Genomic DNA, 17,132 nt, shown 5'->3' with positions numbered 1-17,132 from the left:
CGCAGCCTTGACGAACCGCCCTGCGTGGCGTACGCGCAGGGCAATACCGCTTCGGCCACACCCGGAATGGCAACGGGACGGGCACAATGTGTTCGGCAACGCCGCGTCGTACGGCGCTGCCGAGCAAAACGGTAAATACCGTCCGTCATCCCGTCTAGGCCTGGTTGGGTGGATCAGTTTTCACCACGCCTCACATTTGGTTAACCTCTCGTCCGAGGTTCCGAATCGATCGGCACCTGACCGGACGAAGGTCGGTGAAGAACGTGAACGCCGCTCGGCGACAGCCGGGGACCGCGGAAGGAAACTGGGTACTGGTCGACACCCGGCCCGACGACCCTCAGCGCGACAGGCACCGCGGGCGCAAGGTCGGACTCCTCCTCGCCGTGGGCCAGGCGAGCTACCACGGAGTCGCACCGCGGAACGCACTCGACCACCGCCTCGCCCAGCATCTACTCAGGTACCGGCTGGAGCAGGCCGTGCGTGAGGGGAACCGGGTCGAAGCGGACCGGGTGATCTACGCGGGCCGCGAGTGGAAAGTCCGCGTCCTGCCTATCACTTCACCCATCACCGGAACGGTGGTTGCGGCTGTGGGGTGCTACATCGACGCCGCCACGGACTGGGCAACGGTGCCGCCCCCGCTCGTGGGCAGTTGGGAGTGGCGGATCACCGAAGCGGGAGCCGATCACGAGAACACGATCGCATGGACCGACGAGCTGTTCGAGCTGTACGGCTTGGCGCCACCGGAGGAGGAATCCCAGCCGGGCACGCCGAGGGAGCCCGCGGTTCGTCGGCGCTTTCCACACGGCCGCTGGTGGGACGGCACCTACTTCCTGAACAACCTGGTGATGGACTCGTGGCGCCCCGCGGTGCAGGAGTTCCGGGACCGGCTTCTGCACGACAGCGGCGGTGGTCTGCACCTCTGCAGCTTCAAGGCCCAGCACCGGGTGACCGGTCAACCGGTCGCGCTTCGCCTGGCCGGCCGGGCGGCTGCCGGCATGCCGGGGTGGTTCCACGGCATCGTCACCATGGACGTCGGTGCGCGCAAGAACGCGACCTTTCCGACACCTCGACCACTGGCCCAGGCCTTTCTCGAAGCGTCCCGCGATCCGCTGATCGTCGTGGATCGGATGCTGGAGGAGCTGGACTCCGCGAACTCGCACTTCGACGGGTTGAACCTCGCGGTGCCGACCGACCACCACGTGCGCAAACTGGTACACCCGTTCGACGTACCCGCCCTGACCAAGCTCCTGAGGGAAGCCGGAGCAGCACCGGAACGCCCGGTGGGTCCGCAACGGCTGCGCCTCGCCACGTTGTCCGCGGACGTGTGGCGCGAATTCGAGATCCTGGCCGTCGGCGACGCACCCACCAGCGGAGGCGAGGTTCGTTACGTCGTGTGCCGGATCAGCGAGCCCTCGTGATGGGCTAGACGAGTATTGCGTAATTCGAGGTGGTAGCCGAAGACGGACCAACGGTGTTCAAGATCAAATAGGTCACCCTGGCCGTGGCCCATGCGCTGCAGGGGTTCACCTCGGACGCCCGGTGGCTGCGGTTCCTGCCTACCCGGATACTGGTGTCTTCCGGAGCCCGCCCGGCCAGTCCGGCGACAAACGTCGTCCGCGCAATGCGTTACCACCGATCGAGCAGGTCATGCGCTGGTTGGCGACGGACACCGCCCTGTGGACCGGCAACACCTGGATCGTTGGCTCTACCCCGGTCGAATGCGGACACTCTCTGCCCACCGTGAAGCACAGCTCATCGAGTCGGTCAACGACACACTCAACGGCCAGTTGGCCTGGAACGGCACGGGGAGCCCACCACCGAGGGCGTCGGCGTCCGCATCGCCCAACGTCTCCTGAGCCTGACCGCGGCGATCTGGCACAACCGCACCACCGGCCAACCCGTCACCTGATCCCTAACCGCCTACGACCATGACACAGTTACGCACTACTCGTCCAGGTATCCACGCGAGCCACAGCACCGCGCATCGTGCGCTTGGCCCAGTCGGTGTGCCTGACGTGGTTTCCCGGCTCGGGCAGGCAGTCCGGGAGGTACGTGACCGGGGTGACCAGTGTCATCCCGTCGAAGAACCGCTCGACCTGCGACACGTTGCGCAACACGAACGGAGTGCCGATATCCCGTTCGTACACTTGCGAAAGCGCAATGAAAGGCGCGAGAGCTTCCGAGGGGAGATCTTCACCGCAGCCCAGGGAAAGCGCGAAGCAGCTGCCGGGCGCCAACCGGTCGGTGTACTGCCTCACCACGTCGTAGAGGTCCTCACCGTCGCGAAGTTGCACGAACGACAGAACGCACAACATGCCCAGCCAGACCGGCTCACTGAAATCCAGCTGGGCGCGCACCGCTCTGTCGTCGAAGATCATCTCGGGTTCACGGAGGTCGGCGTGCACCACCGCGGTGTTCGCGTTCCCCGCGAGCAACCGCCGGTACTCCTGCACCGGCGCCTGTTCGTAGTCGACGTAGACGACCCGCGCGTCGGGCTGGCCCGGCTGCGCGACCTCGTGCACGTTGCCCCAACGGGGAAATCCACAGCCCAGTTCGAGGAACTGGCGGACACCCGATTTCAACGCGTACCGCACGGACCGGACGAGGAACTGGCGGTTGAACCGCGCGACGTTCTCCGGGACGTCGCGGTGCTCCGGCGGAAATTCCGCCAGCATCCGGCGAGCCGCTTCCCGGTCGTGCTCGGTGAGGCCGCTACCCCCCAGCTGCACGTCGTAGACACCGCCACAGGTCGCCCGGTCCACAGTGTGGCGAGGACCGTAGACGATCTCGGTCACGTCGCCGTCCGGATCAGTCGCCATCGGCTCCCCCGATCCCCCGTTGGTTGTGGAACATCAACTTGTACCTGTCAAATCGGCGGCCGAACAGGCGGAAGAGAATCGGCTTCCCGCGCCACCTCGACACGGGACCGCTCCTGACGGCCGGGTCAGCCGTGCCACGGGCCGGAACCTCGGTGATTCGCGCGGTCACCGGTGCTCACCTCCCTTCGTAGCCGGGTCAGCCGTGCCGTCAGCCCGGCGATCAAGAACTCCAGCCCATCGCCCCGGGACAGGCAGGTCTCTACCAGTACCGCATGCGCGGCGAGCTCGCTCTCCGCGGCGAAGCCGGCCCGGTCCAGTTCCGCGACCACGGCCTCCAGCAGCGGCGCGGCCGGCCCGCTGCCGGTGGCCACCGCCCGTCCGACGCCCGGGTACCGGGCGACCGTCTCGCGCATCCGGGCGGCGAGCAGGCGGATCCAGTCCGCCCACGCGCCGCCGTCGGGGAGGCTGATCGCGGCGCACACCTCCGCCACGACGGCCGCCTCCACGTCCGCCCGGTTGCCCACGTGGTAGCGGATCACGTTGGCCCGCGCGCCGACCGCGGCCGCGAGGTCGCGCATCGTCCAGCCGGACAGGCCCCGCCGCCGGGTCAGGTCCAGTGCGGCCGTGACGACCACCGAACGCGTGATCGGCGCGCGCTCACGGACGGGCGTCGACATCCCGGACCTCGATGCCGCTCTCGCTGTACCGGACCTCGATCTCCGCACCGCCGCGGGTGCGGAAATCGATGCGCGGGCGGAGCCGCGGGGGGCCGAACTCGAACTGGTGCCGCCCGCTGTGCCCGGCGGGGAACGCGCAGAGCGGCGGGTGCTCGGCGTCCGGGTCGAGAACCGCCTGCAGCAGCGCGGGGCCGCCCCGCCGCGGCGGCGGGATCAGGCACTGCGGCCGGATCACGACGTCCCGGCCGCGGTCGTCCCACAGCACCCAGTGGTGCTCGTCGCCGGCGATCTGCACCCGGGCGCAGTGCCGCCGGTCGGCGCCGCCGTGACCGGGTTCGAGGACGCACTCGGCGTCCATCCTCGGCACGAGCCGCGCGCCGGGCACGGCGGCCAGCTCGCGCCGCGCCTCCTCCGGCAGGGTCGTGACCGCCCCGCAGACCCCGGGGCTCTCGTAGTGGCGCAACACGTCCTGCGTCGGCCGGAGCAGCCGCTGGTCCCGCAGGTCGGCCACGTGCAGACCGGCCCAGAGCCGCAGACCCGCGTGCTCCTGCTGCCCGGGCCGCCAGCGCACACGCCCCAGCTGCTCGGGGGCGACGAGCGCGAACCGGGCGATCCGGCGCAGGTCCCACAGGACGCTGGTGAGGACGGCGGGCCCCAGTTCGCGCCAGTCCCGCTCCACCCGCAGCTCCCGCACCACCACCGCGCGCGGCGGACCGGCGGTGACCTGGGCGTCCAGGGCGCCGGTCAACGTGGCGGTCGCGAGGTCGACGTGCTCGGACAGAAAGGCGCGCACCGCGTCGGCGAGACCGTTGAACAACGCGACGTCGATCTGCCCGAGTGTGCGCTCGGCGAGGTCCACGACGGCGTACTCCACGTGGCCCACCTCGTCCCCGAACGCCAGGCACGCGGACGAGGTCCACAGCTCGACGCAGTCGTCCAGCAGGGATGGTGTGGTCCACCAGTAGTAGCGACGGACGTGGCTGATCTCGAGTGCGACGAGGTCGCGCACGGAGTGGACGAAGCCCGATGTCACAGCAGGATCCCGTTCGACGAGGGGTCACGGCTGCCACACCCCATGATCGCGGGGACGGGCTCACCTCTTTCTATACCAGGACCGCCGCCCCCGCCAACACCCGTACGGGGCAGGTTCGCCCCGTAGTATCGATCGGCACTCGTCGTGGGTGTTGGGAGGTTCGGTGGTCGCCGAGGAGGAGTCGGCTGGGGTGCGTGCGCTGTGGCGTGCCCGGCGCGCGCCGGACGCCGCCGACGTGCTCGCCGCCGCCCGGCGCATTGCCGGGCACCTCAGCGACGGGCTGACCGGGCCGGGCACCCGCGCGGCGGCCAAGGGCGTCCGGTCCCTGCTCGGCGTGCCCGCCGCCGGCCTGGCCGACCTCTCCGGCGCCATCACCTGGGCCGGCCATCCCGCCGACGAGGACGCCGCCCGGGAACTCGTCTCCGCCGTCCTGCACAGTGAGACCCCAGGCGGGAAGGCGCCGCTGCGGGCGGTGCCCCTCGACGTCGACGACGAGCTGGCCGGCGTGCTCGTCGTCGAAGGCGAGGCGCCGCGCGGGGCCGTGCAGGAGGTCGCGAAACTCGTGTCCGCCGCGCTGGAGCGGGGCAAGCTGGAGGCCTCCGCCGAACGGGCCGCCCAGTCGGAACTGCGGGCGCTGCGCGCGGAGATCTCCCCGCACTTCGTCTACAACGCGCTCACCGTCATCGCCTCGCTGGTGCGCTCCGACCCGGACCGCTCCCGCGAGCTGATGCTCGACTTCGCCGACTACATCCGGCACAGTCTCGCCAAGCACGGCGAGTACACCGCGCTCGCGGACGAGTTCCACGCCATCGAGACCTACCTCGCGCTGCAGCGGGCCGTCCTCGGCGACCGGTTGCGCGTACAGATCCGCGTCGCGCCGGACGTGCTCGCCGTGCCGGTGCCCTACCTGGTGCTGCAGCCGCTGGTCGAGAATGCCATCCGGCACGGGATCGAGCCGCTCGGCAGGCCCGGCACGGTGTCGGTGCGCGGCGAGGCGGAAGGGAACGACTGCGTGATCAGCGTGGAGGACGACGGCGTCGGCATGCCCCCCGCGGACGCCGAAGCGGTGCTCTCCGGCGACGACGAGCGCTTCGGGCTGGCCAACGTCGACCGGCGCCTGCGCACCGTGTACGGCCCGTGGTACGGCCTGGTCGTGGAGACCGCGCCGGGCGCGGGCACGCGGGTCGTGGTGCGGGTGCCGATGTTCCAGCCCGGGGTGATCCTGCCGTGACCGGGCTGCGCGTGCTCGCGGTGGACGACGTCCCGCCCGCGCTCGAGGACATCTGCCAGCTGCTGCGGGAGGCCCCCGAGGTGGCGGAGGTGACCGGCGCCGGTGACGCGCTGACCGCGCTGCGGATGATTCAGAACGAGCGGTTCGACGCGGTGTTCCTGGACATCTCGATGCCCGGCCTGGACGGGCTGGAGCTGGCCGGGCTGCTGGCGAAGCTGAGCGAACCGCCGGTGATCGTGTTCGTCACCGCGCACGACGGCCACGCGGTGACCGCGTACGGCATCGGCGCGGTGGACTACCTGCTGAAACCGGTGCGCGCGGAACGGTTGTCGGCCGCGCTGGGGAAGGTGCTGCGGATGCTGCCCGCGGGCGCGGCTCGGTCCCCCGAGCTGGCCGACGCGCTGGCCGCGCTGCCGGTGGAGTCGCGCGGGCGGACGCGGTACGTGCGGCGCAGCGAGGTGCTGTTCGTCGAGGCACACGGCGACTACGTCAAGCTGCACACCGGCGGCGGGGTGCACGTGGTGCGGATGCCGATCTCGCGGCTCGCCGAGTACTGGGAGGGCAGCGGGTTCGTGCGGGTGCACCGCGGGTTCCTGGTGGCGCTGGACGCGGTGCGCGAGCTGCGGAGTGATTCGGTGGGCGGGCTGCTGGCGCACACGGCGGCCGGGGACGTCCCGGTGAGCCGCCGGCACGCCCGTGAGCTGCGGGAACGCCTGTTGCGGGCAGCGCAGCGCAGCGAGCTGAACCAGCGGGGGCGTTGATGCCCAACCGCCGCGTCGCCGTGATGAGTCCGCAGACCCGGCTCGCCCATGCGCGCCGGCGGCAGCGGGGGCGTTGGCGGCTGCCCCGCCTCGAAGCCGCGGACGCCGAGCGCGCCCTGCGGAACTACCGCCGGCAACGCCGCCGCGCGGTCGCCGCTCTCCTGCTGCTGTTCGCGATCCTCGCCGGGCTGCCCGCCCTGTTCGCGCTCTGGCCCGCGCTCGACCACACGCGCCTCGGCGGGGTGCCGGTCTCCTGGCTGATCCTGGCGGTCGGGCCCTACCCGCTGCTCATCGTGCTCGGACACTGGCACCTCCGCCGCGCGGAACGGGCCGAGAGGCGCTGATGGTCGGCCTCTTCGCGGTCGCCCCGGTCGTCCTCGTCACGCTGCTCATCGGGCTGCGCGGGGTCGCCGCGATGCGCACCACCTCCGACTTCCTCGTCGCCTCCCGGCGGGTCACCCCGCTGCTCAACTCGGCCGCCGTGTCCGGCGAATACCTGTCCGCGGCCTCGTTCCTCGGCGTCGCCGGGCTCGTCGTCAAGGACGGTGTCGGCGCGCTCTGGTATCCGGTCGGCTTCACCGCCGGGTACATCGCCATGCTCGTCCTCGTCGCCGCGCCGATGCGCCGCTCCGGCGCGCTCACCGTGCCCGACTTCGCCGAAGCCCGCCTCGCCTCGCCCGCGCTGCGCCGGCTCGCCGCCGTCGTCGTGCTCGTCATCGGCGCGCTCTACCTCGTGCCCCAGTTCCGCACCTCCGGCCTGGTGCTGAGCGTGGTCAGCGGCACGCCCTACTGGGTCGGCGTCGTCCTCGCCGGGGCCGCCGTCGCCACCACGCTCGCGCTCGGCGGGATGCGTGCGGCGACCTACGTGCAGGCCTTCCAGTTCGTGCTGAAGGTCGTGCTGTTCGCCGTGCCCGCGCTGTGGCTGGCGATCACCGCCGGCGCCGCCGTCCGCGACGAGGCCCTGCACCCCGCCGAGTTCACCCAGCTGCGCCAGGACACCCACGTGGTCTTCCGCGTGGACGTCACCCTGGAGGCCCCCGAGCCCATCCAGGCCAGGGAACCCGACGGCACCCCGGTCACGCTCGCCACCGGCCCGCACACCTTCGCCGCCGGGGAGGAACTCGTCTTCCTCGCCGGGCAACCGGTCCCCCGGGTCCAGGGCGTCGCCGCGCCGGGCGCCCCGGGGTGGGAACGGCCGCTGCTCAACCTCAACAACGAAGGCCACCCGCTGCTGGGCACGCTCGCCGTGCTGGTCGCGATCGTGCTGGGCACCATGGGCCTGCCGCACGTGATCATGCGCTTCCACACCAGTCCGGACGGCCGGGCCGCCCGGCGCACCGCCGCCCTGACCGTGGCCCTGCTGTCCGCGTTCTACGTCTTCCCCGGCGTCTACGGCGTGCTCGGCCGGGTCCTGGTGCCGCACCTGTACCTGTCCGGCGCCACCGACACCGCGGTCGTCGCGCTGCCGCTGCAGGTCGACACCGGCTGGGCGGGCACGCTGTTCACCGGGCTGCTCACCGCGGGCGCGTTCGCCGCGTTCCTCGCCACCTCGCTCGGCCTGCTGCTGGCGGTGTCCGGCGCGATCGCGCACGACCTCGCGCCGGGCGGGCTGGCCCGGCTGCGCGGCACCGTGGTCGCCGCCGCGGCCGCGGTGGTGCTGCTCGCGTTGTTCGCCGTGCACCTGGACGCGGGCGTGCTCGTCACGTGGGGGTTCACCGTGGCGGCGTCGACGTTCTGCCCGCTGCTCGTCCTCGGGATCTGGTGGCCGCGGCTGACGGCGCGCGGCGCGATCGCCGGAGTGCTCACCGGGCTGCTCGCCTCCTCCGGCGCGATCCTCGCGACGATGGCCGGGGCCGAGGTGGACGGCGTGCTCGCGATCCTGCTCGCCCAGCCCGCGCCCTGGTCGGTTCCGCTGGCTTTCGGCACCATGGTGGTGGTGTCCCTGCGTGGACGGCCGCCGGCCTGGGCGATCACCGCCATGTTGCGGCTGCACCTGGACGAGAACCCGCCGCGGCAGGCCGCGCCGCGCCGCCGTTCGACCGGTTTCCGCTACCGCTCGTCGACCGTTCGTCGCGCCCGCTGACGGTTGGTCGTCACGGCGCGGCACCACTCGTGGTGACCTCCTAACGTGTCCGCCACCACACGACAAGGAGGTCTCCAGTGGCGGCCACTGAGCACGATCTCGGCCACGAGGAGTGGACGCGCGTTCACTCCAGCCCCGAATTCGCGCAGTTGCGCCGAAGGCTGCGGGGCTTCGTCTTCCCGATGACCGCGTTGTTCCTGGGCTGGTACCTGCTCTACGTCCTGCTCGCCGACTACGCGCACGGGTTCATGTCGATCAAGCTGGTCGGCAACTTCAACGTCGGGCTGCTGCTGGGATTGCTGCAGTTCGTGTCCACGTTCCTGATCACCGGTCTGTACGTCCGCTTCGCGAACCGGAAGCTGGACCCGATCGCCGACCGCATCCGTGACGAAGTCGAGGGAGGCGCGCGATGACCCTCGCCGCGGGAGTCGCGGGCAGCAGCCCCGCGCTCAACATCAGCATCTTCGGCCTGTTCGTGGTCGTCACCCTGGTGATCGTGCTGCGCGCGAGCCGGAACACGAAGACCGCGTCGGACTACTACGCGGCCGGGCGGGCGTTCACCGGTCCGCAGAACGGCGTCGCGATCGCCGGTGACTACCTGTCGGCCGCGTCGTTCCTCGGCATCGCCGGTGCCATCGCGGTCTACGGCTACGACGGGTTCCTGTACTCGATCGGCTTCCTGGTGGCGTGGCTGGTCGCGCTGCTGCTGGTCGCCGAGCTGTTGCGGAACACCGGCAAGTTCACCATGGGTGACGTGCTGGCGTTCCGGATGCGGCAGCGGCCGGTGCGCGCGGCGGCGGCGACGTCCACGCTCGCGGTGAGCTTCTTCTACCTGCTGGCGCAGATGGCCGGCGCCGGTGTGCTGGTTTCGTTGCTGCTGGGCGTGTCCAGCGGGATCGGGCAGTCGGTGGTCATCGCGGTCGTCGGCGTCGTGATGATCATCTACGTGCTGGTCGGCGGCATGAAGGGCACGACCTGGGTGCAGATCATCAAGGCGGTCCTGCTGATCGCGGGTGCCGCGCTGATGACCGTGTGGGTGCTGGCCAAGTACGGGCTCAACCTGTCGGCGCTGCTGCAGGGCGCGGTCGACCGGTCCAACGAAGCGGTGCTGAACCCGGGTGCGCGCTACGGCGCCACCGAAACGTCCAAAATCGACTTCCTGTCGCTGGGTTTGGCGCTGGTGCTGGGCACCGCCGGGCTGCCGCACGTGCTGATGCGGTTCTACACCGTGCCCACCGCGAAGGAAGCACGCCGCTCGGTGGTGTGGGCGATCGCGCTGATCGGCCTGTTCTACCTGTTCACGCTGGTGCTGGGCTACGGCGCGAACGCGCTCGTCGGCGCGGACGCGATCCGGAAGGCGCCGGGGTCGGAGAACGCGGCGGCCCCGCTGCTGGCGCTGGAGCTGGGCGGCCCGGTGCTGCTCGGGTTCATCGCCGCGGTCGCGTTCGCGACGATCCTCGCCGTGGTGGCCGGCCTGACGATCACCGCGTCGGCGTCGTTCGCGCACGACATCTACGCCAACGTGATCAAGAAGGGCCAGGTGGACACGAAGAACGGTGAGGTGCGGGTCGCCCGGATCACCGCGGTGGTGATCGGCGCGGTCGCGATCGTCGGCGGCATCCTGGCGAAGAACCAGAACGTCGCGTTCCTGGTGGCGCTGGCGTTCGCGGTGGCGGCGTCGGCGAACCTGCCGACGATCCTGTACTCGCTGTTCTGGAAGCGGTTCAACACCTCGGGTGCGCTGTGGAGCATCTACGGCGGCCTGGCGATCACGATCACGCTGATCGTGTTCTCGCCCGCCGTGTCCGGGACGCCGAAGTCGATGCTGCCCAACGCCGACTTCGACTGGTTCCCGCTGCAGAACCCGGGCCTGGTGTCGATCCCGGCGTCGTTCCTGCTCGGCATCATCGGCACGCTGCTGTCGAAGGAGCACGACGAGCACAAGCACGCGGAGATGGAGGTCCGCTCGCTGACCGGCGCCGGCGCCGAGAAGGCGACGGCGCACTAGCGGCCGCGCCTCGCCCGAGCCCCCGGCACCCCTGCCCTGGTGCCGGGGGCTCGTTTGTGCCGGGGGCCGTTCCCGCGGGCGGACTCGCCGCCCGGCGGGTGCGGCGCACGACCCACGAGCCGGGCGCCGGGGTACCCGGCTTCGCGCCACCCCGGCGCACTCCCGCCGAGGCGCAACGCCCACCGAAACCAGGCCTGACGCGCCCCTCGCGCCGCCGCGGTGCGGGCCCAGCAGCCCGGCGCAACCCCGCCGACTCCGGATCAGAAACTCACGCCGACGCGCCGTCCACCAGTGCGATTCCCAGCGGGGTCAGTGAATGACGCACCGTGTTGCGGTTGCGGTGGCTGGCTATCAGGCCCGCCGCGCGCAGCACCGACATGTGCTTGCTCGCCGCGGATGGGGTCACGCCCAGGCGCGCCGCCAGGTCCGACGTACTGCAGCCCGCGGCCGCCAGGGTCATCGCCGCCGCGCGGGTTGGGCCCAGCAGCGCGGCGAGGGCCCGCGGGGTGGCGTGCGGGGCGCGGCGGACGCGCGGGTCCTCCGCCAGGGCGGGGTATCCAAGGCGCACCGGGCCGGCCGAACCGGGCACGAGCCACGGCTGCACCGCGAAGTACGTGGGCACCAGCAGCACCCCGGCCGTCCGCCGTGGTGCGCCCGGGCTCGCCACACCGGTCACCAGGTACGGCGGCTCCCACCGCAGCACCGGGCGCAGCGTGGCCAGCAGCCCGTCCACCCCGCCGTCGGCCAGCGCCTGGATGCGCGCCTGCCGGTCCACCTCGACCCGGGCGCGCACGCTGTCCCAGTGCGGCGCCAGCGCGGCCATGAAGTACTCCCGCAACGCCTGCACCAGCCGCGACAACGCGGCGTCCGCGCCGGACCGCAGCGCCGCGGCCCACGGCGGCAGGCCCCGCGGCTCCGGCAGCCCCGCCAGCGCGGTCCGCACCCGGTCCGGCGGCGTCTCCAGCACCGCGGCGAGCCCGGACGCCAGGTCACCGCCTGCGGGCAGCAGGAACTCCGGCACCTCCCCCGAGCCGTAGAGCCACCGCAGCACCGGGAACGACTCCGGCAGCCGCCCGCGGACCCGGCGGCGCCACCAGCCGAACGCCACCTCGTCGTCGTCCCGCAGCAGCCGCACGCTGCTCGCCAGCTCCCAGCACGGATCGGCCACGTTGCACAGCCCGACGCGGGTCAGATCGCGCGACTTCAGCTCCAGGCGCACCGGCGATCCTTTCCGCGACGAACGTCAGCACTGGGGAGATCGTTCGCGATGCCGGTCCGTTACACCGCTGAACAGCGTTGTTGAGCGGCCAGGAAATGTGGTCGACGCCGGAGCGCCCGCGTGGGGAAGATCCAGTCTCCGGGGTGCGGCCGGAGGATTCCGCGCCCCGTCACGGAATGGGGAATTCATGAGAAGACTCAAGCGGCCGTTCGCGGCCGCGGCGCTGCTGGCCGGCCTGCTTTCGCTGTTCGTCGCGCCCAGCGCGGGCGCCGCCCAGCAGAACGGCGAGCCGGTCACGTCGCTGGACGGGCTGGTGCTGCGTCCGGCGCACCCGAACCAGGTCAAGGGCGGCATCACCACGATGGCCGACGAGCAGGCCTACCTGCTCGGCCCGGCCTCGGACCCGACGCGCTGCCTCGACGCCGACCTCAACACCATCAACCGCAACGGCACCAAGGTGCAGCTGTGGGCCTGCGACGAGTACGCGGCCCAGCAGGGCTGGTACATCCGGCAGATCCCCGAGGGCTACTACCGGCTCCAGAACGCCTACAGCGGCCGGTACCTCGACGCCGACCTGAACACGATCAACCGCAACGGCACCGTCGTCCAGCTGTGGGACTACGTCCCGGGCGCGAAGAACCAGTGGTTCGCGGTCAGCGAGATCCCCGAGGGCTACCTGCGGCTGCAGAACGTGCACAGCGGCCGGTACCTCGACGCGGACCTGAACACCAGCAACCGCAACGGCACCGTCGTGCAGCTGTGGCAGTACGTGGCGGGCGCGAAGAACCAGTGGTGGTTCTGACGGCCTGACGAGTGCCGGGCGCCGCACCGGCGCCCGGCACTCACCGGGTCAGAGCACCTTGTCCAGCGTGATCGGCAGGTCGCGCACCCGCCGCCCGGTCGCGTGGCGGACCGCGTTCGCGACCGCCGCGGCGACCCCGGTGATGCCGACCTCACCCGCGCCGACGACGCCCAGCGGCATCGTCGGATCCGGGTCGTCCAGCATGGCCACGTCGATGCGCGGGATGTCGGCGTGCACGGGAACGTGGTACTCGGCGAGGCTGGGGTTCATGATCCGCCCGGTGCGCGGGTCGACCAGCGTCTCCTCGGACAACGCCATCCCGATGCCCATCACGATCCCGCCGCGCAGCTGGCTCGCCGCGGTCTTCGCGTTGACCACCGTGCCGATGTCGAACACCCCGAGCCAGCGCGAGATCCGCACCTCACCGGTGTCCGGGTCCACCCGCACCTCGCAGAACTGCGCCCCGGACGCGGCCCGCACCAGCCGCCGGTCACGCAGGAACCGGCCCATGAACCGGGCCTGCCCGGCGATCCGGCCGAGCCGGGTGTCCGAGCCGACGGACACCTCCACGTGCGGCACCCCCGCCCGGCGCACGGCCGCCACCAGGTCGTCCCCGGACCTCGTCCGCAGCCGCCGCTTCAGCTTCTCCGCCGCTTCGACCACACTGGCCGCCACGCTCGCGGTCTGCGTCGAACCGCCCGCGGTGGACGCCATCGGCAACGCCGAGTCGCCGTACTCCACGCGCACCGCGTCCACCGGCACCCCGAGCGCGTTCGCGGTGATCTGCGCCTGGGCGGTCGCCGCGCCCATGCCCATCTCCTGGAAGCCGCAGCGCAGCAGCACCGTGCCGTCGGCCGAGAGCCGCACCGTGACGTTGGCGGGGAAGAGCCACGCCGGGTGGTAGGCGGTGGCCACGCCCATGCCGACGAGCCACCGGCCGTCGCGCATCGAGCCCGGCTCCGGGGTCCGGTCCCGCCAGCCGAACCGCCGCGCGCCCAGCTCGTAGGCCTCGCGCAGCCTGCGGTGCGTGAACTCCTTGCCGTCCAGCGGGTTGCGCTCCGGCTCGTTGCGCAGGCGCAGCTCGATCGGGTCCACGTCCAGCTCGACGGCCAGTTCGTCGATCGCCGACTCGACGGCGAACGTGCCGATCGACTCGCCGGGCGCCCGCATCGCCGTGTTCGGCACCAGGTCCAGCTCGACCGTGCTCGCCTGGACCAGGATGTGCTCCGCGGCGTAGAGGTGCCGCGACTGCGAGGTGACCTGCTCGGGCATGCCGCCGACGCGTCCGGTCCGGCTCACGCTCGTGTGGATCAGCGCGGTCAGCCTGCCGTCTTGGTCCGCGCCGAGCGCGACGCGCTGGATCGACGGCGTCCGGCCGCCGACCGTGCGGTACACGCCTTCCCGGGTCAGCGCGAGCCGCACCGGCCGTCCGGTCGCGCGGGCGGCCAGCGCGGCGAGGATCGTGCCCGGCCAGACCATGCCCTTGCCGCCGAAACCGCCGCCGACGAACGGCGCGATCACCCGGACGTTGCCGACGGGAACGCCGAAGCGGATCGCGAGGTGCGTGCGGCACCAGTCGATGGACTGGGTCGCGTCGTGCACGGTCAGCCGGTCGCCGTCCCACTCCGCGATGGTCGCGTGCGGTTCGATCGCGTTGTGGTGGTGCGGCGGCGTGGTGTACCGGTGGTCCACGGTCACCGGCGACGCGGCGAACGCCTTCTCCGCGTCGCCCTTCTTCGCCTCGCCCGGGGAGACCGGGTTGTTCGGCTGCTTCTTCGCGTGCGGCGCCGCCGCGGCGAAGTCCACTGTGGATGGTGAAGGAGCGTACTCGGCCCGCACCAGCGACGCCGCTTCCTTCGCCGCGGCCGAGGTTTCCGCGACCACGACGGCGATCGGCTGCCCGTCGAAGTGCACCTCGTCGGTCTGCAGGTAGTTCACCGAGGTGCCGGAGGCGAGCGTGCTGAGGTTGAGCGGGTTCACCTTCGGCGCCGGCTTCAGCGGGGGCGCGTCGTGGTGGGTCAGCACCGCGATCACGCCGGGTACGGCGCCGGCCGCCGTGGTGTCGAGGCGGGTGACGCGGCCGCGGCTGATCGTGGCGTGCACGAGCGCGGCGTGGGTGAGGCCGGGGCGGAGGTGCTCGGCCGCGAACCGGGCCGCTCCGGTGGTCTTGGCCGGGCCGTCGCGGCGGTCCAGCGGGGCGCCGATCACGCTCATGCCGCACCTCCGCCGGTCGCCAGCTGACGCAGGGTCGCCACGATCGTGCGGGTGGCCAGGCCGACCTTGAACGCGTTGGCCTCGCGGGTCACCGCGGGCGCGAGTTCCGCTTCGGCGGCTCGCCGGAAGGTCTCGTCGGTCGCCGGCTCGCCGATCAGCAGGCGTTCGGTCTCGGCCGCGCGCCACGGTTTCGTGGCGACACCGCCCAGCGCCACCCGCGCCTCGGCGATCTCCCCGCCCTCGACGCGCAACGCGGCGGCGACCGAGACGAGGGCGAAGGCGTAGGAGGCGCGGTCGCGGACCTTGCGGTACCGGGAGTTCGCGGCCACCGGCACCGGCGGCAGCTCGACGGCGGTGATCAGCTCGTCGGGCGCCACAGTGGTGTCCAGGTGCGGGGTGTCGCCGGGTGTGCGGTGGAAGTCACCGATCGGGATCCGCCGGGTCCCGCGAGTGCTCTCGACCTCGACGACGGCGTCCAGCATCACCAGCGCGACGGCCAGGTCGGACGGGTGGGTGGCGATGCAGGAGTCGCTCACGCCCAGGACGGCGCCGGCGCGGGCGAACCCGTCGAGCGCGCCGCATCCGCTGCCCGGGGTGCGCTTGTTGCACGGCGCGGCGTCGTCGTAGAAGTACAGGCAGCGGGTGCGCTGCATCAGGTTGCCGCCGGCGGTCGCCATGTTCCGCAGCTGGGCCGACGCGCCGTGCAGGATCGCGTGGGCCAGCACCGGGTACCGGGCCCGGATCACCGGGTGCGCGGCGAGGCGGCTGTTCCGCACGAGCGCGCCGATGCGGACACCGCCGCCGGGCAGTTCCTCGACGCCGGTCAGTGGCAACCGGCTGACGTCGACCACGGTGCCCGGCCGCTCGATGCCCTCCCGCATCAGATCGACGAGGTTCGTGCCGCCGCCCAGGAACTTCGCGTCGCCCCCGGCGACGGCCGCGAGCGCGGACGGCACGTCCGGGGCGCTGACGTAGGTGAACGATCTCATTCCGCGACCTCCCGGATCGCCTCGACGATGCCGTTGTAGGCGCCGCAGCGGCACAGGTTGCCGCTCATGCGCTCGCGGATCTCCTCGTCGCTCAGCTCGGGGGAGGTGGTCAGGTGCTCGGTGACCGCGCTCGGCGCGCCCTCCTTGTGCTCGGCGAGCATGCCCACCGCGGAGCACAACTGGCCCGGCGTGCAGTAGCCGCACTGCAGGCCGTCCGCGCGGACGAACGCCGCCTGCAGCGGGTGGCCGAGGCCCTCGACCGTGGTGATCTCCCGACCGTCGTACTGCACCACCAGGGCGAGGCAGGAGTTGATGCGGTCACCGTCGGCCAGCACCGTGCACGCCCCGCACGCGCCCTGGTCGCAGCCCTTCTTCGTGCCCGTCAGGCCCAGCTCCTCGCGCAGCGCGTCGAGCAGGCTCACCTGGGGCTGGACGTCCAGCCGTTGCGCGGACCCGTTGACCCGCAGTGACACCTCGACCATGTCGGCTCCTCCCGGTTTGTTCCGAAGCTAGCAGGACGCCGTCCTCTTAACAAGAGGACGGCGTTCTCTAATCGGGGGTCGTAGACTGATCCGGCGATGTCGAAAGAGTTCCTCCGCGCGCGGCGCCCGGAGCACAAGCAGCAGCGACGCGAGGCGATCCTCGCGGCGGCGCGGGAGCTCGCGCTCACGTCGGGTGTGCGGAACGTGAGCCTGGGCGGTGTGGCGGCCGCGGTCGGGCTCGCGAAGTCGAACCTGGCGCGGTACTTCACCACCCGTGAGGAGATCTACCTGGAGCTCGCGCGCCAGGAGTTCGACGCCTGGGAGACGGCTGTCCTGGCACGCATCGGCGAGGCGTCCTCACCCGATGCGGTGTTCGACGCCCTGGTCGACACACTCGAAGAGCGCCCCCTGTTCTGCGACCTGCTCTCCCACAGCTCGACGACGCTGGAGCACAACGTCACAGTCGAGGCGGCGCGCGCCTTCAAGCTCCGGACGGCGGAGGCGCTGGCGAAGGTGGCGTCGGCCGTCGCACGGGCCCGCCCGGACCTGACCGAGGAGGAGGCACGCGAACTGGTCGCCGCGGCGGCCGGGTTCGCCGCGCTGCTGTACCCGGCCGCGAACCCACCACCGGTGATGGCGAAGCTCTACGCGGAGGACCCGGTGATCGCCGCGCTGTGCATCAAGTTCGCCCCCACGGCAAAACGCATGCTGCGCGCACTGGCCGCAGGCCTACCAACACTGCGCCCACCCCACGACTAAAAAAAGATCGCCCCCACCAACCACAAAACCGCCACCCGGCAACGCAAGCCAACAC

Annotated in this window: 16 protein-coding genes and 1 pseudogene; 10 read left to right on the top strand and 7 right to left on the bottom strand. The window is 71.9% G+C overall.

Going from position 1 to position 17,132, the window contains the following annotated elements; genetic code table 11:
- The first annotated feature begins 254 nt into the window (after window positions 1–254).
- Both D0D28_RS21220 and D0D28_RS37690 read left to right on the top strand, forming a co-directional pair.
- Window positions 255–1,418, top strand: coding sequence for a hypothetical protein (locus D0D28_RS21220; protein ID WP_094004143.1), 1,164 nt, complete (start codon window positions 255–257; stop codon window positions 1,416–1,418).
- Between the two features lie 71 nt (window positions 1,419–1,489).
- Window positions 1,490–1,909: pseudogene (locus D0D28_RS37690) on the top strand (IS982 family transposase); the annotation flags it as partial.
- A 28-nt stretch (window positions 1,910–1,937) separates the two neighbouring features.
- Here the strand turns inward: D0D28_RS37690 and D0D28_RS21210 are convergent.
- The 3 genes from D0D28_RS21210 to D0D28_RS21200 all read right to left on the bottom strand — a co-directional run bounded on the left by D0D28_RS21210 (window position 1,938) and on the right by D0D28_RS21200 (window position 4,529).
- A complete protein-coding gene (locus D0D28_RS21210; protein ID WP_158224396.1) occupies window positions 1,938–2,795 on the bottom strand; it encodes an SAM-dependent methyltransferase in 858 nt (285 codons plus the stop codon).
- A 149-nt stretch (window positions 2,796–2,944) separates the two neighbouring features.
- Entirely contained in the window at window positions 2,945–3,496 is a 552-nt protein-coding gene (locus tag D0D28_RS21205; protein WP_094004141.1) for a TetR/AcrR family transcriptional regulator, read from the bottom strand.
- On the bottom strand, window positions 3,477–4,529 hold the full coding sequence (locus tag D0D28_RS21200; protein ID WP_116111735.1) for a hypothetical protein: 1,053 nt from the start codon (window positions 4,527–4,529) through the stop codon (window positions 3,477–3,479). Before D0D28_RS21200 ends, D0D28_RS21205 begins: the two co-directional genes overlap by 20 nt.
- Before the next feature lie 163 nt (window positions 4,530–4,692).
- On the opposite strand from D0D28_RS21200, the gene D0D28_RS21195 reads away from it, so the two are divergent.
- The 6 genes from D0D28_RS21195 to D0D28_RS21170 all read left to right on the top strand — a co-directional run bounded on the left by D0D28_RS21195 (window position 4,693) and on the right by D0D28_RS21170 (window position 10,612).
- The gene (locus tag D0D28_RS21195; RefSeq protein ID WP_116111734.1) at window positions 4,693–5,760 is read left to right on the top strand and encodes a sensor histidine kinase; all 1,068 of its coding nucleotides are present in this window, start codon (window positions 4,693–4,695) and stop codon (window positions 5,758–5,760) included.
- Window positions 5,757–6,521 carry a LytR/AlgR family response regulator transcription factor gene (locus D0D28_RS21190; RefSeq protein ID WP_094004138.1) on the top strand — a complete coding sequence of 255 codons (765 nt, stop codon included), beginning with the start codon at window positions 5,757–5,759 and terminating at the stop codon, window positions 6,519–6,521. Before D0D28_RS21195 ends, D0D28_RS21190 begins: the two co-directional genes overlap by 4 nt.
- Window positions 6,521–6,865: a hypothetical protein gene (locus tag D0D28_RS21185; RefSeq protein ID WP_094004137.1), complete on the top strand. Its 345-nt coding sequence runs from the start codon at window positions 6,521–6,523 to the stop codon at window positions 6,863–6,865. Before D0D28_RS21190 ends, D0D28_RS21185 begins: the two co-directional genes overlap by 1 nt.
- Window positions 6,865–8,604 (top strand): cation acetate symporter, encoded by a 1,740-nt coding sequence (locus D0D28_RS21180; protein ID WP_094004136.1) that lies wholly within the window; start codon window positions 6,865–6,867, stop codon window positions 8,602–8,604. Before D0D28_RS21185 ends, D0D28_RS21180 begins: the two co-directional genes overlap by 1 nt.
- A gap of 77 nt (window positions 8,605–8,681) precedes the next feature.
- Entirely contained in the window at window positions 8,682–9,017 is a 336-nt protein-coding gene (locus tag D0D28_RS21175) for a DUF485 domain-containing protein (protein ID WP_094004135.1), read from the top strand.
- On the top strand, window positions 9,014–10,612 hold the full coding sequence (locus tag D0D28_RS21170) for a solute symporter family protein (protein WP_116111733.1): 1,599 nt from the start codon (window positions 9,014–9,016) through the stop codon (window positions 10,610–10,612). Before D0D28_RS21175 ends, D0D28_RS21170 begins: the two co-directional genes overlap by 4 nt.
- 268 nt (window positions 10,613–10,880) lie before the next feature.
- Here the strand turns inward: D0D28_RS21170 and D0D28_RS21165 are convergent, their stop codons facing one another.
- Window positions 10,881–11,831 carry an ArsR/SmtB family transcription factor gene (locus D0D28_RS21165; protein ID WP_116111732.1) on the bottom strand — a complete coding sequence of 317 codons (951 nt, stop codon included), beginning with the start codon at window positions 11,829–11,831 and terminating at the stop codon, window positions 10,881–10,883.
- Window positions 11,832–12,018: 187 nt separating this feature from the next.
- Here D0D28_RS21165 and D0D28_RS21160 point away from each other — a divergent pair, with 187 nt between their 5' ends.
- Window positions 12,019–12,633: an RICIN domain-containing protein gene (locus tag D0D28_RS21160; protein ID WP_094004132.1), complete on the top strand. Its 615-nt coding sequence runs from the start codon at window positions 12,019–12,021 to the stop codon at window positions 12,631–12,633.
- Window positions 12,634–12,681: 48 nt separating this feature from the next.
- Here D0D28_RS21160 and D0D28_RS21155 read toward each other — a convergent pair whose 3' ends face one another.
- From D0D28_RS21155 to D0D28_RS21145, 3 genes are read right to left on the bottom strand one after another with little or no spacing between them, the layout of a single operon-like run.
- Window positions 12,682–14,847 carry a xanthine dehydrogenase family protein molybdopterin-binding subunit gene (locus D0D28_RS21155; RefSeq protein ID WP_116111731.1) on the bottom strand — a complete coding sequence of 722 codons (2,166 nt, stop codon included), beginning with the start codon at window positions 14,845–14,847 and terminating at the stop codon, window positions 12,682–12,684.
- Window positions 14,844–15,836: an FAD binding domain-containing protein gene (locus tag D0D28_RS21150; RefSeq protein ID WP_116111730.1), complete on the bottom strand. Its 993-nt coding sequence runs from the start codon at window positions 15,834–15,836 to the stop codon at window positions 14,844–14,846. Before D0D28_RS21150 ends, D0D28_RS21155 begins: the two co-directional genes overlap by 4 nt.
- Window positions 15,833–16,318: a 2Fe-2S iron-sulfur cluster-binding protein gene (locus D0D28_RS21145; RefSeq protein WP_116111729.1), complete on the bottom strand. Its 486-nt coding sequence runs from the start codon at window positions 16,316–16,318 to the stop codon at window positions 15,833–15,835. Before D0D28_RS21145 ends, D0D28_RS21150 begins: the two co-directional genes overlap by 4 nt.
- Window positions 16,319–16,414: 96 nt before the next feature.
- Here D0D28_RS21145 and D0D28_RS21140 point away from each other — a divergent pair, with 96 nt between their 5' ends.
- Window positions 16,415–17,077: a TetR/AcrR family transcriptional regulator gene (locus D0D28_RS21140; protein ID WP_116111728.1), complete on the top strand. Its 663-nt coding sequence runs from the start codon at window positions 16,415–16,417 to the stop codon at window positions 17,075–17,077.
- Window positions 17,078–17,132: the final 55 nt, after the last annotated feature.

It is taken from the genome of Amycolatopsis ruanii, assembly GCF_003385175.1.
Taxonomy (GTDB): Bacteria; Actinomycetota; Actinomycetes; order Mycobacteriales; family Pseudonocardiaceae; genus Amycolatopsis_E; species Amycolatopsis_E thermalba.
Note: the sequence above shows the minus strand (reverse complement) of the source record. Positions and strands in the feature narration are given on the sequence as shown.

Bases quoted from the DNA above. Each gene is read 5' to 3' on its own strand.
- D0D28_RS21170 (WP_116111733.1), top strand. From the start codon at position 9,014: ATGACCCTCGCCGCGGGAGTCGCGGGCAGCAGCCCCGCGCTCAACATC.
- D0D28_RS21185 (WP_094004137.1), top strand. From the start codon at position 6,521: ATGCCCAACCGCCGCGTCGCCGTGATGAGTCCGCAGACCCGGCTCGCC.
- D0D28_RS21140 (WP_116111728.1), top strand. From the start codon at position 16,415: ATGTCGAAAGAGTTCCTCCGCGCGCGGCGCCCGGAGCACAAGCAGCAG.
- D0D28_RS21205 (WP_094004141.1), bottom strand. From the start codon at position 3,496: ATGTCGACGCCCGTCCGTGAGCGCGCGCCGATCACGCGTTCGGTGGTC.
- D0D28_RS21145 (WP_116111729.1), bottom strand. From the start codon at position 16,318: ATGGTCGAGGTGTCACTGCGGGTCAACGGGTCCGCGCAACGGCTGGAC.
- D0D28_RS21155 (WP_116111731.1), bottom strand. From the start codon at position 14,847: ATGAGCGTGATCGGCGCCCCGCTGGACCGCCGCGACGGCCCGGCCAAG.
- D0D28_RS21180 (WP_094004136.1), top strand. From the start codon at position 6,865: ATGGTCGGCCTCTTCGCGGTCGCCCCGGTCGTCCTCGTCACGCTGCTC.
- D0D28_RS21150 (WP_116111730.1), bottom strand. From the start codon at position 15,836: ATGAGATCGTTCACCTACGTCAGCGCCCCGGACGTGCCGTCCGCGCTC.
- D0D28_RS21160 (WP_094004132.1), top strand. From the start codon at position 12,019: ATGAGAAGACTCAAGCGGCCGTTCGCGGCCGCGGCGCTGCTGGCCGGC.